Origin of the sequence: Klebsiella sp. CTHL.F3a, assembly GCF_019890895.1 — a bacterium.
Taxonomy (GTDB): domain Bacteria; phylum Pseudomonadota; class Gammaproteobacteria; order Enterobacterales; family Enterobacteriaceae; genus Klebsiella; species Klebsiella grimontii.
The window spans coordinates 414,853-430,603 of record NZ_CP082360.1 but is presented as its reverse complement, the minus strand read 5'-3'; the positions used below and the strand labels follow the sequence as shown (position 1 = coordinate 430,603).

At 55.9% G+C, this 15,751-nt stretch carries 15 protein-coding genes; 2 read left to right on the top strand and 13 right to left on the bottom strand.

Annotated elements, in window-relative coordinates:
* Positions 1-27 precede the first annotated feature (27 nt).
* The 12 genes from trpS to K7H21_RS01860 all read right to left on the bottom strand — a co-directional run bounded on the left by trpS (position 28) and on the right by K7H21_RS01860 (position 9,997).
* Positions 28-1,032, bottom strand: coding sequence for a tryptophan--tRNA ligase (gene trpS, locus K7H21_RS01915; RefSeq protein WP_004126032.1), 1,005 nt, complete (start codon positions 1,030-1,032; stop codon positions 28-30).
* A 3-nt stretch (positions 1,033-1,035) separates the two neighbouring features.
* Positions 1,036-1,785, bottom strand: a complete 750-nt coding sequence (gph, locus tag K7H21_RS01910; protein WP_123828704.1) for a phosphoglycolate phosphatase — start codon at positions 1,783-1,785, stop codon at positions 1,036-1,038.
* The gene (gene rpe, locus K7H21_RS01905; RefSeq protein WP_004126039.1) at positions 1,778-2,455 is read right to left on the bottom strand and encodes a ribulose-phosphate 3-epimerase; all 678 of its coding nucleotides are present in this window, start codon (positions 2,453-2,455) and stop codon (positions 1,778-1,780) included. Before rpe ends, gph begins: the two co-directional genes overlap by 8 nt.
* A gap of 17 nt (positions 2,456-2,472) precedes the next feature.
* Positions 2,473-3,300 carry an adenine-specific DNA-methyltransferase gene (gene dam, locus K7H21_RS01900; protein ID WP_004126040.1) on the bottom strand — a complete coding sequence of 276 codons (828 nt, stop codon included), beginning with the start codon at positions 3,298-3,300 and terminating at the stop codon, positions 2,473-2,475.
* A gap of 78 nt (positions 3,301-3,378) precedes the next feature.
* Positions 3,379-4,674: a cell division protein DamX gene (gene damX / locus K7H21_RS01895; RefSeq protein ID WP_032741970.1), complete on the bottom strand. Its 1,296-nt coding sequence runs from the start codon at positions 4,672-4,674 to the stop codon at positions 3,379-3,381.
* An 84-nt stretch (positions 4,675-4,758) separates the two neighbouring features.
* Positions 4,759-5,853 carry a 3-dehydroquinate synthase gene (gene aroB, locus K7H21_RS01890; protein WP_049114529.1) on the bottom strand — a complete coding sequence of 365 codons (1,095 nt, stop codon included), beginning with the start codon at positions 5,851-5,853 and terminating at the stop codon, positions 4,759-4,761.
* A 54-nt stretch (positions 5,854-5,907) separates the two neighbouring features.
* A complete protein-coding gene (gene aroK, locus K7H21_RS01885; RefSeq protein WP_004106441.1) occupies positions 5,908-6,429 on the bottom strand; it encodes a shikimate kinase AroK in 522 nt (173 codons plus the stop codon).
* A gap of 269 nt (positions 6,430-6,698) precedes the next feature.
* Positions 6,699-7,940 carry a DNA uptake porin HofQ gene (gene hofQ / locus K7H21_RS01880; RefSeq protein WP_139529552.1) on the bottom strand — a complete coding sequence of 414 codons (1,242 nt, stop codon included), beginning with the start codon at positions 7,938-7,940 and terminating at the stop codon, positions 6,699-6,701.
* Positions 7,849-8,256 carry a HofP DNA utilization family protein gene (locus K7H21_RS01875; protein ID WP_075208565.1) on the bottom strand — a complete coding sequence of 136 codons (408 nt, stop codon included), beginning with the start codon at positions 8,254-8,256 and terminating at the stop codon, positions 7,849-7,851. The genes hofQ and K7H21_RS01875 overlap by 92 nt, the downstream gene beginning before the upstream one ends.
* Positions 8,246-8,686: a HofO family protein gene (locus K7H21_RS01870; RefSeq protein WP_223035537.1), complete on the bottom strand. Its 441-nt coding sequence runs from the start codon at positions 8,684-8,686 to the stop codon at positions 8,246-8,248. Before K7H21_RS01870 ends, K7H21_RS01875 begins: the two co-directional genes overlap by 11 nt.
* Complete coding sequence (locus tag K7H21_RS01865) at positions 8,676-9,209, bottom strand: PilN domain-containing protein (RefSeq protein ID WP_004126045.1); 534 nt, start codon at positions 9,207-9,209, stop codon at positions 8,676-8,678. The genes K7H21_RS01870 and K7H21_RS01865 overlap by 11 nt, the downstream gene beginning before the upstream one ends.
* The gene (locus tag K7H21_RS01860; protein ID WP_049115499.1) at positions 9,206-9,997 is read right to left on the bottom strand and encodes a type IV pilus biogenesis protein PilM; all 792 of its coding nucleotides are present in this window, start codon (positions 9,995-9,997) and stop codon (positions 9,206-9,208) included. The genes K7H21_RS01865 and K7H21_RS01860 overlap by 4 nt, the downstream gene beginning before the upstream one ends.
* 117 nt (positions 9,998-10,114) lie before the next feature.
* Here K7H21_RS01860 and mrcA point away from each other — a divergent pair, with 117 nt between their 5' ends.
* On the top strand, positions 10,115-12,673 hold the full coding sequence (gene mrcA, locus K7H21_RS01855) for a peptidoglycan glycosyltransferase/peptidoglycan DD-transpeptidase MrcA (RefSeq protein ID WP_142983271.1): 2,559 nt from the start codon (positions 10,115-10,117) through the stop codon (positions 12,671-12,673).
* A gap of 43 nt (positions 12,674-12,716) precedes the next feature.
* Here mrcA and nudE read toward each other — a convergent pair whose 3' ends face one another.
* Positions 12,717-13,277: an ADP compounds hydrolase NudE gene (nudE, locus tag K7H21_RS01850; protein ID WP_223035536.1), complete on the bottom strand. Its 561-nt coding sequence runs from the start codon at positions 13,275-13,277 to the stop codon at positions 12,717-12,719.
* 332 nt (positions 13,278-13,609) lie between these two features.
* On the opposite strand from nudE, the gene K7H21_RS01845 reads away from it, so the two are divergent.
* On the top strand, positions 13,610-15,739 hold the full coding sequence (locus tag K7H21_RS01845; RefSeq protein WP_049115495.1) for an intracellular growth attenuator family protein: 2,130 nt from the start codon (positions 13,610-13,612) through the stop codon (positions 15,737-15,739).
* Positions 15,740-15,751 lie beyond the last annotated feature (12 nt).

Below are 15,751 nucleotides of genomic sequence, written 5' to 3'. Positions count from 1 at the left end.
TGGATATGACGACAACCATCAGATAGATTAAGGCTTAGCGACGAAACCAATCGCTTCGTAGACCGCCTTCAGGGTAACAGAAGCGCGAGCGCTGGCTTTCTCCGCGCCCTCTTTCATCACCTGATTCAGGAAAGCTTCATCGCCGCGGAAACGGTTATAGCGCTCCTGCAGTTCGGTCAGCATACCGGAAACGGCTTCAGCCACTTCGCCTTTCAGGTGGCCGTACATTTTGCCTTCAAAATGCTGCTCCAGATCTGGAATGCTCTGGCCGGTAACGGCAGAGAGGATATCCAGCAGGTTGGAGACGCCCGCTTTGTTCTGGATGTCGTAACGAACAACCGGCGGCTCGTCGGAGTCGGTGACCGCGCGTTTAATCTTCTTCACCACCGATTTCGGGTCTTCCAGCAGGCCGATAACGTTGTTGCGGTTATCATCTGACTTGGACATCTTTTTGGTCGGCTCCAGCAGCGACATCACGCGCGCGCCGGATTTTGGAATAAACGGCTCAGGGACTTTAAACACGTCGCCGTAAATAGCGTTGAAACGCTGGGCGACATCGCGGCTCAGCTCCAGGTGCTGTTTCTGGTCTTCGCCAACCGGGACCTGGTTAGTCTGATACAGCAGAATGTCGGCAGCCATCAGCACCGGATAGTCAAACAGACCGGCGTTAATATTTTCCGCATAGCGCGATGACTTGTCTTTAAACTGGGTCATACGGCTCAGTTCGCCGAAATAGGTGTAGCAGTTCAGCGCCCAGCCGAGCTGCGCGTGCTCCGGCACGTGGGACTGAACGAAGATGGTGCTTTTTTGCGGGTCGATACCGCACGCCAGATACAGCGCCAGCGTGTCCAGCGTGGCCTTACGCAGCTGCTGCGGGTCCTGACGAACGGTAATCGCGTGCTGATCAACGATGCAGTAAATGCAGTGGTAATCGTCCTGCATGTTTACCCACTGACGCAGCGCACCCATGTAGTTGCCAATGGTCAATTCACCTGAGGGCTGTGCGCCACTAAAAACGATGGGCTTAGTCATTTTTTATTCCTGAGTTTCACTATACGGTAGCCCGAAAGCGGGCAAGAGTTCATTAAATTGGTCAAAGATATAATCCGGCTCGCTCAGCGAAATCGGCTCGCCGTAGTTGTAGCCGTAGGTCAGGCCGATCGAGCTGCAGCCCGCGGCCTTCGCGGCCTGAATATCATTGCGCGAGTCGCCAACGAACAGCAGCTCTCCGGGTGCCAGCCCCAGTTTCTCCGCGACCAGAAGCAGCGGTTCCGGATGCGGTTTTTTGTTTTTTACATCATCGCCGCCGATAACAACGGTAAAATATTTGGCGATATCCAGCGACGCCAGAATCGGCGCGACAAAAGGCGTCGGTTTATTGGTCACCAGCGCCAGCGGCAGGCCCTTTGCGTGCAGCGCGCCCAGCGTATCGGCAACGGCTGGAAACAAAAAGCTCCCCTCTTCCGCCACTTCGCCATAGTAGCGGTCGAACAGCTTGCGCAAAATGGCCTGCTGTTCAGCCTGCGGGATATCGTCATGATCGACGGAAGGTTTACCCTGCGCAGTTCTCAGCGCCGCGCGCTCCTGACGGGCCCAGGTCAGAGCCCGCTGGATCAGAACGTCCGCGCCGTTGCCAATCCAGGTCACGACACGTTCTTCGCCCGCCATCGGCAGTTCCAGCGCATACAGCGCGTTATCAACGGCAGCGGTCAAGCCCGGCGCGCTATCGACCAGCGTCCCATCGAGATCGAACGCCACGCCGCGAATATTTTGTAACTTATCCATGGCTAACCTTTGCTAATTCGCTACGCATTTGATCGACCACTTTTTTGTAGTCAGGCTGATCGAAAATGGCCGACCCAGCAACAAACATATCCGCACCGGCGGCGGCAATCTCAGCGATATTGCTGACTTTTACGCCGCCGTCGACTTCCAGACGGATGTCGTAGCCGGATTCATCAATGCGACGACGAACTTCACGCAGTTTTTCCAGGGTGTGCGGAATAAAAGACTGACCGCCAAAGCCAGGGTTGACGGACATCAGCAGAATAACATCCAGCTTATCCATTACGTAATCAAGGTAGCTCAGGGAGGTCGCCGGGTTAAACACCAAACCGGCTTTGCAGCCGTGCTCTTTGATAAGCTGCAGCGTGCGGTCAACGTGTTCGGAAGCTTCCGGATGGAAAGTAATGATGCTGGCGCCCGCGGCGGCAAAATCAGGGACGATGCGGTCAACCGGCTTGACCATCAAATGCACGTCAATCGGCGCAGTGATACCGTAATTTCGCAGTGATTTCAGCACCATCGGGCCAATGGTCAGATTCGGCACGTAGTGGTTGTCCATCACGTCAAAGTGCACAACATCCGCACCCGCAGCCAACGCATTGGCGGTGTCCTCGCCCAGACGGGCAAAATCAGCCGACAGAATCGAAGGGGCAATCAAATACTGCTTCATCCGCATCTCCTTGAAATTTATTTGGTCTTGGGCGGACGGTACAGAGCCAGAAGCTCGTCCACCTTCTTACGTGTACCACCGTTGCTGCTGATGCTGCGTCGAACCTTCACAATATGCGTCTCAGCGGCGTTCTTGTACCACTCCTGAGTGAGCGGCGTGCGATGGTTTGAAATAAGCACAGGAATACGCTTTTTCATCAGCAATTCCGCTTTTTTAGCCAGCAGCTCCTGCTGCTCCTGGCTAAAGCTATTCGTATGATAAGCCGTAAAATTCGCCGTAGACGACAGCGGCGCATAGGGCGGATCGCAGTAAACAACGGAGCGGTTATCCGCCCGCTTCATGCACTCTTCATAAGATTCACAATGAAACTCTGCATGCTGCGCCTTCTCCGCGAAATGATACAGCTCAGCTTCGGGAAAATAGGGCTTTTTATAGCGACCAAACGGCACGTTAAACTCACCGCGCAGATTGTAGCGACACAGGCCATTGTAGCCATGACGGTTCAAATAAAGGAACAGTACCGCGCGACGCAACGGCTCCTGACTCTGGTTGAACTCATCACGGAACCGATAATACTGCTCTGCGACGTTGTTCTCTGGCGTAAACATCTTACGCGCCGCCGTAACATAGTCATCGGTACGCAGCTTGACGATGTTATACAGACTAATCAAATCACTATTGATATCAGCGAGGATATAACGAGAAAAGTCGGTATTCAGAAATACCGACCCGGCGCCTACAAAAGGCTCAATCAAGCAGTCGCCCTGCGGCAAATGCTTTTTAATATCGTCAAGCAGGGGGTATTTACCCCCTGCCCATTTCAGAAAAGCGCGATTCTTTTTCATGCTGCCTAACTAATTACACATTCTCCGGCTGCGGAGAAAGCTCCGACAGCATCCTGCGCTTCAGACTACTCTGCGGCATTATTTCAGGTCAGACTGAACCTGATGCAGCGGTTTTGCCCACGGGTTTTTCGCCTGTACATCTGCTGGCAGCGTAGCAACAGCACGTTTCGCTTCATCTTTCGAAGCGTAAATGCCGCTCACCAGGACATACCAGGGCTGACCATTACGCGTAGTCTCATAGACAACATATTTTTCCAGCTTCTCTTTCTTCGCCCAACTGTTGAGGTTGTTGTAGTTAGAAGAGCTGCTGAGCTGCAGCGTGTAGTGACCGGACGGCGCAGACTTCATCGAACTGACGTCACCAGAGCTTTTACCCGCAGCAGCCGTTGCTGCCGGAGCGGCAGCGGCAGTTGCTGCTGGCGCGGTGGTCGCAGCCGGCGCGGTAGTCGCGGCTGGTTTGGTCTGGGCCGTTGCAGCAGGCTTAGTCGGCTGCGCTGCTGCCGGCGTCGTGGTCGCGACGTTCTCTACACGCTTAGGCTGGACCGGAGCCGATTTCGGCTGGGTCGACGCTTTCGCCGTGGCCTGCGGTTTCGGTTCGATAACCGTATGCTTACGCTCAGCCGGGCGCGGTGCTGTTGCCGTCTGACGCTCTGTCGTCGCCTGACGTGGGGCAGTGGCGCCATTGCGCACCGGCGCAACGGTAGCAGGCTCAGTTGGCAAAGTAGAATTCGCTACCGCGCTATCAATCTGACCCTGCTGCTGGGTCAGCGCATTATTCAGATCGCCCTGAACCTCAACGCGCTGCTGCCCTTGTGGTTCAGCCGTAGCCTGACCTTGAGTCGGGTTAGAGGCGATAGGCGGCAGAGAAACATCCTGCGGCTGCGCGCTGTTAGCCGCTGATGAATCCTGAGCAGCAGGCTGAGTATTATTATTGTCCTGCTCACCGGAGAGGTTGATGCTCTTCTCACCGGAAGCCGTTTGCTCGTTGGATGAGGATGGTGATTTCAGCGCGGAACCCACGCCAACAATCAGCAGCAGCAGAACGAGGATCCCCACGCCCATCATGATGTATTGACGAGAGGCTGGTTTCGCAGGCGCCTTCTTACGCTTACGAGGACGACGCTCAACCTGACGCTCTTCGTCATCGCCTTCGTCAGACTCTACCTCTTCTTCGTACTCTTCATACTGTTCTTCGTCGCGCTCACGGCGTGCTTTGCTGCCGCGCGTCGGGCGACCATCGTCAGCATCATCAAGATCGACATCATCAAAATTGATTTGCGGATCGGCATCACGCTCTGAAGACTGACGAGAACGACCAGTACGACGATCGCTGCGATCGGCTTTCATATCGTCTTCTGGTTTTAATTCATCCATTTAACACCCCACTAAAAGGCTTATGCTCACGACTATTGCACATCACCCGAAATGATAACGCCGCGCGAACGCGGCCAGACCTTCTTATTGTTGCGCCTGCTGAGTATCAGCAATCGCGCCAAGAACAACATCATGCGGTACTCCGCCGCGTATCTCGCTCTTCCCTATCGCGAGGGGTAGCACCAGCCGCATCTCGCCTGCCAGCACCTTTTTATCACGCATCATGTGGGGCAAATACGCCTCTGCTGCCATCGCCTGCGGCCCGCATACCGGCAAACCAGCACGCTGCAACAGATGAATAATTCGCTGCGTATCCTGCGGATCAAAGCGCCCCAAACGCTCGGACGCATGCGCCGCCATCACCATACCGGCCGCGACAGCTTCACCATGCAACCAGTTACCGTAGCCCATTTCAGCTTCGATAGCATGACCAAAAGTATGGCCAAGATTGAGTAAAGCACGTAACCCGGTTTCGCGCTCGTCGGCGGCGACAACTTCCGCTTTCAGCTCACAACAGCGACGGATACAGTACGCCATTGCGGTTTCATCCAGCGCCATCAATGCATCAATGTTATTTTCCAGCCAGTCGAAGAATTCGCCGTCAAGAATAACGCCGTACTTGATCACTTCAGCCAGGCCGGAAGAGAGCTCACGCTTCGGCAGCGTTTTGAGACAGTTGAGATCGACAACAACAGATACGGGCTGCCAGAAGGCGCCAATCATGTTTTTACCGAGAGGATGGTTGACGGCCGTTTTGCCGCCGACCGAAGAATCCACCTGCGACAGCAGAGTGGTCGGAACCTGAATAAAGCGCACGCCACGCTGGTAGCTGGCCGCTGCAAATCCCGTTAAATCACCAATTACCCCACCGCCGAGCGCCACTAACGTGGTGTCGCGGCCGTGTGGTTTTTGCAATAGCGCGGTAAAAACGGTATCCATCACCGCCAGGCTTTTATACTGCTCGCCGTCGGGAAGAATCACGCTATCGACTTTTACTCCCGCTTGCTCAAGTGCGGAGCGTACGGTATCCAGATAAAGCGGCGCCAGCGTCTCATTGGTGACCAGCATAACCTGGTCGCCTGATTTCAGTGGCAGGAAGGAAGCTGGATCGTTAAACAAACCAGCCGCGATGGTAATCGGGTAACTACGTTCCCCGAGGGTTACAGTAAGCCTCTCCATAACGCGACGTCCACCTCAGTTGCTTTTACTCTGACGCACTTTATTAAGCCAGAATCAGTTGCTTTCCAGCATATGAATAATCTGGTTTGCTACCACTTTCGCGCTTTGATCGTCAGTACGGATAGTGACATCAGCAATCTCTTCGTACAGCGGATTACGCTCATCCGCCAACGCTTCCAGTACTTCGCGAGGCGGCGCATCAACTTGTAGCAAAGGACGCTTTTTATCGCGCTGCGTACGGGCAAGCTGCTTTTCGATAGTTGTTTCCAGGTAGACCACCACGCCGCGGGCGGAGAGACGGTTACGCGTTTCACGGGATTTTACAGAGCCACCGCCGGTTGCCAGCACGATTCCCTGTTTTTCCGTCAACTCATTGATAATTTTTTCTTCACGGTCGCGGAAGCCGTCTTCGCCTTCTACATCAAAGACCCAACCCACATCTGCGCCAGTGCGTTTCTCAATTTCTTGATCGGAATCGTAAAATTCCATGTTGAGCTGTTGGGCTAACTGGCGCCCAATAGTGCTTTTGCCGGCACCCATAGGCCCAACCAGAAAGATATTGCGTTTCTCTGCCATTTTTTCGGTACTACTAAGACTATTCGTTAATGGTAAACCCGCTTCGCAGACACCCAGCGCAGCAGGACATGAACTGAAACCTCATATGCAATAGAGCGAGAGTCAGACTAAAAATTATCTCAATACTCCGGCTGGTTTGGCAACAGAATAAATCACCGGACAAGAAAGGGAGGATTGATGTCGTACCCGACTCTCAAATCGGTACCCCTTGTATGCTAAATCCGTCCTCACGTCAAACACCTGAAACGTGTTTAGCAAGAAAAACCCGCTTAATGCACTGCCAGAATACGTGGAGTAATGAAGACAACCAGTTCACGTCGTTCGTTATCCTTACCGTCACGGCGAAACAACTGGCCAAGCCAGGGGATATCGCCAAGAAGAGGAATACCATCGCGAGACGTTTTATTTTTTTGCGCAAAGATACCGCCTAACGCCAGAGTCTCTCCGCTTTTCACCTCAACCTGCGTTTCTATTTCTTGTTTATCGATAGCCAGCGCTTCGCCATTTTCCTGTTTGAGCACCTGGCCCGGCGTATTTTCACTAATCCTGAGTTTTAAACGCACGCGATCGTGATATAGCACCGTCGGCGTCACCTCCATCCCCAGCACCGCCTCTTTAAATTCAACGGAGGTCGCGCCGCTTTCGCCGCTGGAGACCTGATAGGGTATCTCGCTGCCCTGCTTAATGCTGGCGGGCTGCATATGTGAAGCCAGCAGCCGGGGACTGGCGATGATGTCCACCTGCTGCTTCTGCTCAAGTGCGGAAAGCTCCAGCTCCAGGAGCCGCCCGCTGATGCGGCCGATGTTAAACCCGGCCCTCGTACTGGCATCCCCTACCGCCAGGTTACTGCTCAAGGTCGTCAGTTTACCGGATCCCGGTGGGCTGCTGGCGTCCGCCAGATTCCACTTAACGCCCAGTTCACGCAGGCTGGTTTCGCTCATTGAGACAATATGCGCCGCCAGCTCAACCTGACCGACGGGCACATCCATCTCCTGAACCCATGCCCTTAACGCCGGGAGGTGCCTGGCGTCATCGCGAATCAACAGGCGATTGGTTCGCTTATCGACCATCAGATACCCGCGAGCACTCAGCAGTTTTTCGCCTACTTTGGCCAGATCCTCTGCATCAGCATATCGCAGGCTCATGCTATGCCCCTGTAGAGGGAGATTCTGTAGACGCTTTGCTCTCTCCGCCTCAAGCTGTGCCTGCTGCGCCTTTTGCCAGGCCTGAGTATGCACGTACAGTACCGAGCCTTGTTGGGTCAGGGTCAGACCGGCGCTATCGATAACCGATCGCAACGCCTGCTGCCACGGCACCTCCTTAAGCTGCAAAGATACCGTTCCGCTGACGTCCGGCGCCACCACGAGATTTTTTTGCTTTAGCTCCGCCAGCGTTTGCAGTACCTGGGTCACCGGCGCATCATCGACGACCAGCGATACGGGAAGATCTTTTTTTGCCGCGACCGCCACCAGCGGCAGGAGCAGAAACAGCAGGCTTATCCATCGCATCATTCTTTATACCCTTTCGCAGCCAGACCCACTGTGCGGGTTCACACCCCGCGCCGGTTGATATAGCCATTTTGTCAGATGTCAGAAGCGTGACCCGCCAGCCTGTAGGCAGCGTCTCCGCATCCCTCACGCGGCGCCATTTCCCGGCACTATCCTGCAGGATGCCAATCAACTCTCGCGGATCGCCTATCGCCCCACCGTAGCGCCATTGGCTAAGCTGTACCGTTCGGCAGCTATCGACCGGAGGCTGGAAGGGATCGCGTTCCGCAGCCAGCAGCGGCAGAGGAAACAGCAGTAAACACCACCCTTTACGGCGCATCTTCCGCCTCCAGTTGCAGGGTAAGCCGTAGAGCCTGATTGCCCGGCTGAATTGAGAAAGCCGTGGCCCGCATCCCGCAGCGGGCTAGCCAGGAAAAAAGCGCCGGTACTGCTTGCCAGTCAACCGCCAGCTGCATCTCGCCACCGCGCCCTATCGGCCGCCAGTCCATAAGCGCAGCGCCCGTCACCGGGAGGTCAATGGGAGAGAAAGCCTGGGTTTGTTGCTCCTCAATATCAACGTTTTGTAGCGCAGCCCGCAGCGGCAACAGTTTGCGCCACTGCGCTTGTATGCGCAGCGTGCCGACCCCGTTAGTGTCTGGGTGAGGGAGCCGCAGTAGCCATCCCCAGGATCCGGCAATGAGAACCAGAACGACAGGTATTGTTACCAGGCTTTTGCGCCCCGTCAGCCAGCGTTCAATCTCAACCCGCATTGTCTTCCTCTCCGGCCATGGAAAAGTGAAATAACCAGCGTCCTTCACCGTCGCGGTGCGTTTCACCCGCCCTGGGGGGGCGCAAGCCGGGCAGGCGCCCCAGCGCCTTTTCCAGCGCGGATAACCCCTTAAGATTTAACGTTAACCCGCTCAGCCACAGAGTATTCTGGCGGTATTCCAACTGAGTTAACCAGGCGTGTTCCGGCATAAGCGCCGCTATCGCCTGCAACCTTGACTGCCACGCGGCGGTTTTCTCCCGCCGAAGAACGCGCAGACGTTGTTGTTCCTGCTGCTGTAGCCGCTGGCGCATGGCTCGCTCACGCTGCTGCAAGGCGGTATAAAGCTGGTCTTCAGCGCTAATCCTCGCGGTTTCAAGCAAATGGCCGACCCGTTGGTTGAGCTGTGAAGTGAGGAACGCCGCCAGCAGCATAAGCAGCAGACCAACAATCAGCAGCCCCGCCATCTGCAGACGTTGCCGTCGACGCGTTTCGCGCCAGGGAAGGAAGTTGACAATATGGCTCATGACTGACGCGCTCCCAGCGCCAGGCCGAGGGCAACGGTAAAGCTATCGCCACATGCCGGGAGCGGCGGCTGCAGGCGGTGGATGGCGCTCCAGGCGTCAAAATTCCGTCCGTCGGGCGATGCGGAGGCGCAGAGGCGAAACGTACCGCCGTTCACCCGGGATACCAGGTTTGGAAAAGAAGGAGCGTCGCTGCACGGACAGCATCCCCAGCTGTCAGAGGTGGCCCAAAGCCAGCTCGCTTCGTCACGCCAGGCCAGCCCCTGAACGTCATCCGGTTGCCAGGGGAGAAAGGCGCTAAGCGCGCTGGCATCCGGAACAATCCCCACCACCCTCAGCTTGAGTCGACTTGCCAGGCGGCACAGAAGGTTAACGTCCAACCGCTGCGCGGCGGTAACTCGCCAGCCATCGACCGCTCCGGTTTCCGCATAATCGACGCATAGTGACGATGCGGGCATTTCCAGCTGCTGCGCCATCGCGCTGGCAATCCAGGTCGCCTGTTCGCTTTCTCTTAATGAAATCTGCGGGCGCGGGAGCTGCTTTTGCAGGGTTCGCGCCGCCGGAAAGGCGATACAGACCTGATGGTGCAAAGGCAGCTCCCGCCGCCAGCTTTGCAGCTGGCGGGCCAGCGATTCAACATCCACCACCATTCCCTGCCGCACGGTACCGGGCATGAGCGGGATGCTCCACCAGCGGCGTAGCGCCCAGCGTGAGCGCTCATGTAATAACGCGACAATAGCAATGTGGTCCTGCTGGATATGCATTCCTACGCGCCAGTTTCTAAACGCCATGCTTACGATCTCCTTATCCGCCGATATGCTTCGCTATATCAATGCTCCAGGCTTGCCTTTATACTACTGCGCGTTTGTTTATAAACTGCCCAATGAAAACTAAATGAGAAATCTCCGGTGAAGTTCGTAAAGTATCTTTTTATCCTTGCAGTATGTTGCGTACTGCTGGGAGCAGGCTCGATTTTTGGTCTCTATAAATATATAGAGCCGCAGCTCCCCGACGTCGCAACCCTGAAGGATGTGCGCCTGCAGATCCCTATGCAGGTCTATAGCTCGGATGGCGAGCTGATTGCGCAATATGGCGAGAAACGCCGTATTCCCGTCACGCTACAGCAAATGCCGCCAGAGCTGATAAAAGCGTTTATCGCCACCGAAGACAGCCGTTTTTATGAGCATCATGGCGTTGACCCGGTCGGGATTTTCCGCGCCGCCAGCGTCGCGATGTTCTCAGGCCACGCCTCGCAGGGCGCCAGTACGATTACTCAACAGCTGGCGCGCAACTTCTTCCTGAGCCCAGAAAAGACGTTGATGCGTAAGGTAAAAGAGGCCTTCCTCGCGATCCGCATCGAGCAGTTGCTCAATAAAGATGAAATCCTTGAGCTGTATCTGAACAAAATCTATCTTGGCTACCGCGCCTACGGCGTCGGCGCGGCCGCGCAGGTCTATTTCGGGAAATCCGTCGACCAGCTAACGCTGAGTGAAATGGCGGTCATTGCGGGCCTGCCTAAAGCGCCGTCGACGTTTAACCCGCTCTACTCCATGGATCGCGCAACCGCCCGCCGCAACGTTGTTCTCTCACGGATGCTGAGCGAAGGCTACATCACGCAGGCGCAGTACGATCAGGCGCGTAGCCAGACGATTGACGCCAGCTACCATACGCCGGAAATCGCCTTCTCCTCCCCGTACCTCAGCGAAATGGTGCGCCAGGAAATGGTCGGCCGCTACGGTGAGCAGGCTTATGAAGACGGTTATCGCGTCTACACCACCATTACCCGTAAAAATCAGCAGTCGGCCCAGGAGGCCGTGCGTAAAAACGTGCTGGATTACGACATGCGCCACGGCTATCGCGGCCCGGAAAAAGTGCTATGGAAAGTGGGTGAAACGCCGTGGGATAACCAGAAAATCCTCAATACGCTGAAAAAAACCCCGAATACCGGACCGCTCTCGCCGGCGGTCATCACGTCGGCAAATCCGCAGGAAGCCGTCGCGCTAATGAGCAACGGAACCTCAGTGTCGCTGAATATGGAAGGCGTCCGCTGGGCGCGTCGGTTTATCTCTGATACCCAGCAGGGTGCCACGCCGCGTAAAGTGAACGATGTGGTGCAGACCGGGCAACAGGTCTGGGTACGTCAGGTGGGTAGTAGCTGGTGGCTGTCGCAGGTGCCGGATGTCAACTCGGCGCTGGTCTCGATCAACCCGCAAAACGGAGCGATCATTGCGCTGGTCGGCGGCTTCGATTTCAACCAGAGCAAGTTCAACCGTGCGACACAGGCGCTGCGCCAGGTCGGTTCTAACATTAAGCCGTTCCTCTACACTGCTGCGATGGATAAAGGCTTAACGCTGGCGAGCATGCTCAACGATGTGCCGATTTCCCGCTGGGATGCCGGCTCCGGCTCCGACTGGCGCCCCAAAAACTCACCGCCGCAGTATGCGGGCCCTATCCGCCTGCGTCAGGGGCTGGGTCAATCAAAGAACGTGGTGATGGTTCGCGCGATGCGGGCCATGGGCGTGGACTACGCGGCTGAGTATCTCCAGCGTTTTGGCTTCCCGGCGCAGAACATCGTGCGGACCGAATCGCTGGCGCTGGGTTCAGCGTCTTTCACCCCGCTTCAGGTTGCTCGCGGTTATTCGGTGATGGCTAACGGCGGTTTCCTCGTGAGCCCCTATTTCATCAGCAAAATCGAGAACGATCAGGGCGGCGTCATTTTTGAAGAACGGCCAAAAGTTGCCTGCCCACAGTGCGATATTCCGGTGATTTACGGCGATACGCCGAAGTCTGATGTGCTGGAGAATAAAGACGTTGAGGACGTCGCCACCTCACAGGACCCGCAAAACCCCGGCGTTCCACCACAACCGCAACTTGCGCAGGCGAACCAGTCCCTGGTGGCGCAAAGCGGCGCTCCGGAGTACGCGCCGCACGTGATCAACACGCCGCTGGCGTTCCTGATTAAAAGCGCCCTGAACACCAACATCTTCGGCGAACCGGGCTGGATGGGTACCGGCTGGCGGGCAGGCCGCGACCTGCAGCGTCACGATATCGGTGGCAAAACCGGGACCACCAACAGTTCAAAAGATGCGTGGTTCTCAGGCTATGGTCCTGGCGTCGTAACGTCGGTATGGATTGGCTTTGATGACCACCGCCGCGATCTGGGCCGTACCACCGCCTCCGGAGCAATAAAAGATCAGATATCCGGCTATGAAGGCGGCGCTAAAAGTGCCCAACCGGCCTGGGATGACTTTATGAAAAGGGTGCTGGAAGGCGTACCGGAAGAGCCGCTAACGCCGCCGCCGGGTATTATTACGGTGAACATCGACCGCAGCACCGGCCAGTTGGCCAGCGGCGGTAACAGCCGCGCCGAGTACTTTATTGACGGCACGCAGCCTACCCAACAGGCGGTTCATGAAGTCGGCACCACCATTACCGATGGCGGGGGCGAGACCCACGAACTGTTCTGACAAAAAAAGCGCCTGTGGGCGCTTTTTTTATCTGGGAGAGGCGCTACAGCCGCCCCTGCGCCTGCAGCCACTCGCGCAGCAGGAAAAGCGCGCTAACGTTACGCGCTTCGTTGAAATCTTCTTCCTCGAGCAGCATCATCAGCTGCGACAGCGGCCAGCGCACCTGCGGCAGCGGCTCGGGCTCATCGCCGGGCAACGACTCCGGATAAAGGTCTTCCGCCACCAGGATATTCATCTTGCTGGAGAAGTAGGACGGAGCCATGCTTAGTTTTTTCAAAAACGTCAGCTTTTGCGCGCCAAACCCAACCTCTTCTTTCAGCTCGCGGTTGGCGGCTTCCAGTACGCTTTCGCCTGGATCGATCAGGCCTTTTGAAAAGCCCAGCTCATAGGACTCCGTACCAACGGCATATTCGCGAATCAGGATTATATGGTCATCGACAATCGGCACAATCATCACGGCTTCACGGGTAGAAGGCCGCATCCGTTCATACACGCGGCGCACGCCGTTGCTGAACTCAAGGTCCACGCTTTCAACATTAAAAAGGCGCGAGCGCGCGACTGTTTCAACATTGAGAATGGTGGGTTTTTGTAATGATTTGCTCATTGTCATCGGTCTATGCTGTGATTACAGCGGTCATTGTGCGATACGCAGCCCGGTTTCGGCAATCCTAATCACCACTAATTTACATAGTTGCAACTTTTTCGCCTTGCGCCCAGGTATCACAAAGACTAAAAAGTCAATAGGTTGAATAGTATTTGAGAATATACTGATTCCTGGATTTTAACGCTTTTGATAAGGTTGTATGCTGCTGCATTACATAATAGATTTTCCCGCGTTGACGTAATTAAGTGCCGATTTCGACGGCTGTTTTACCTCTATTGATGAATGGCAACCGACGATACCAGTAAGAAAAGAATAACTATGATGGGATGGGCATGGGCACCTTTCTGATATTTTTGTTAGCTCTGCTGATCTGCGCATTGCTTATCGGGTGGTGGTATCGCACGCATGCAAGACGTCGTCGCCTGCCGCTGCTGCACGCCTTTAGCGATGCCGCGACGCGCAAGCTTTCCGATGAAGAGCGCAGCGCAGTAGAAAAATACCTCGAAAGCCTCAGCCGTAATCAGCAGTTGCCAGCGTCTGGCGCCAGCACCGCGCCGGTCAACCTGACGCTGAACGAACAGAGCGGTACCGTGTATAGCGTCACCCGCGCCATTACGCGCTACGGCATCACCACCGATGACCTCAACAAATGGCGCTACTTCCTTGATTCAGTGGAAATTCATCTGCCCCCCTTCTGGGAGCAACATATCAACGATGAAAACAGCGTCGAGTTAATCTCCACCGATAGCCTGCCGCTGGTGATTGCTCTGAATGGGCAAACGCTCAGCGACTATCCTCAGGAATCCCGGGGGTTTGCGCTTGAAAAAGCCGCGGTGCCTCAGGCATCCATCCGCGGGGAAGAGAGCGAGCAAATTGAGCTGCTAAACATCCGCCCGGAAACGCCAGAAGAGCATGCGCTTAGCCGCCCTGACGGCCTTCGCGAAGCCATTCTGGTGGTTGCCGCCTTCCTGCTGTTTTATTGCAGCCTGATAACCCCGAACGTTTTTTCGCCCTGGCTGCTGGGCGGCGGGTTACTCCTGCTGCTGGCAGGCGTATGGGGGATCTACGCTCCCCCGCGTAAAACATCGCTGCGGGAAATTCACTGTCTGCGCGGCATGCCGAAACGCTGGGGGTTGTTTGGCGAAAATAACCAGGAACATATCAATAATATTTCCCTCGGCATTATCGACCTTATCTACCCGCGCCACTGGCAACCGTGGATTGCGCAGGACCTCGGCCAGCAAACGGATATCGACATCTACCTCAGCCGCCACGTTGTCCGCCAGGGCCGCTTCCTGTCGCTGCATGATGAGGTCAAAAACTTCCCGCTTCAGTACTGGCTCCGCAGCGCGATTATCGCCCTCGGCGCGCTGCTGATCGTCGTGATGCTGTGGGCCAGCGTACCGCTGAATATGCCCTTTAAATTCACCCTTTCATGGCTCAAGGGCGCGCAAACTATCGAAGCCACGACGGTTGCCCAGCTGGAGAAGTCAAAGATTCGCATCGGCGACACGCTGCGCCTGAAAGGCACAGGAATGTGCAACATCCACTCGCCAGGCGCCTGGACGGCAAAAGAGAACTCGCCGTTTATGCCGTTCGATTGTTCACAAATCGTCTGGAATGATGCCCCTCCCCTGCCGCTGCCGGAGTCAGATATCGTCAGTAAGGCCACCGCCCTGATGCAGACCGTCCAGCGCCAGCTCCATCCCGAATCCGATGACGATTCGCGCGTCAGCCCGGCGCTACGTTCCGCCATTCAGAAGTCAGGCATGGTGCTGCTGGATGATTTTGGCGATATCGTCACAAAAACCAACGACCTGTGCTCTGCGAAAGACGATTGCGTTCGTTTGAAGAATGCGCTGGTTAACCTCGGTAATACCCGCAACTGGGAAGCCCTGACCAAACGCGCCAGCGCGGGCAAACTGGACGGCGTCAACGTCCTGTTACGCCCGGTAAGCGCGGAATCGCTGGAGAACCTGGTCACCACCTCCACCGCGCCGTTCATCAGCCGTGAAACCTCGCGCGCGGCTCAGGCGCTGAATAGCCCGGCACCCGGCGGTTTCCTGATTGCCAGCGATGAAGGCAGTGATCTGGTAAATCAGCCGTGGCCAGGCACCGGTTTATATGATTTCCCTGCTCACCAGCAGTGGAGCGAACTGCAGCGTCTGGCAGGCATGCTAATGCACACGCCATTCCAGGCAGAAGGCATCGTCACCAATCTTTACACCGATGCCAACGGCACGCAGCATATCAACCTGCATCGTATTCCTGACCGCTCCGGGCTGTGGCGCTACCTTGGCACAACGCTGCTGCTGCTGACCATGCTGGGCTGTTCGGCGTATCACGGTATCCAGGCTTTTCGTCGCTATCAGCGCCATCGCCAGCGTCAGGAAGAGATCCAGAAATACTACGAAAGCTGCCTGAATCCGGTTCTGCTTTCCTCACCCGACCCGCAAGAATAATTCTCTACGCGA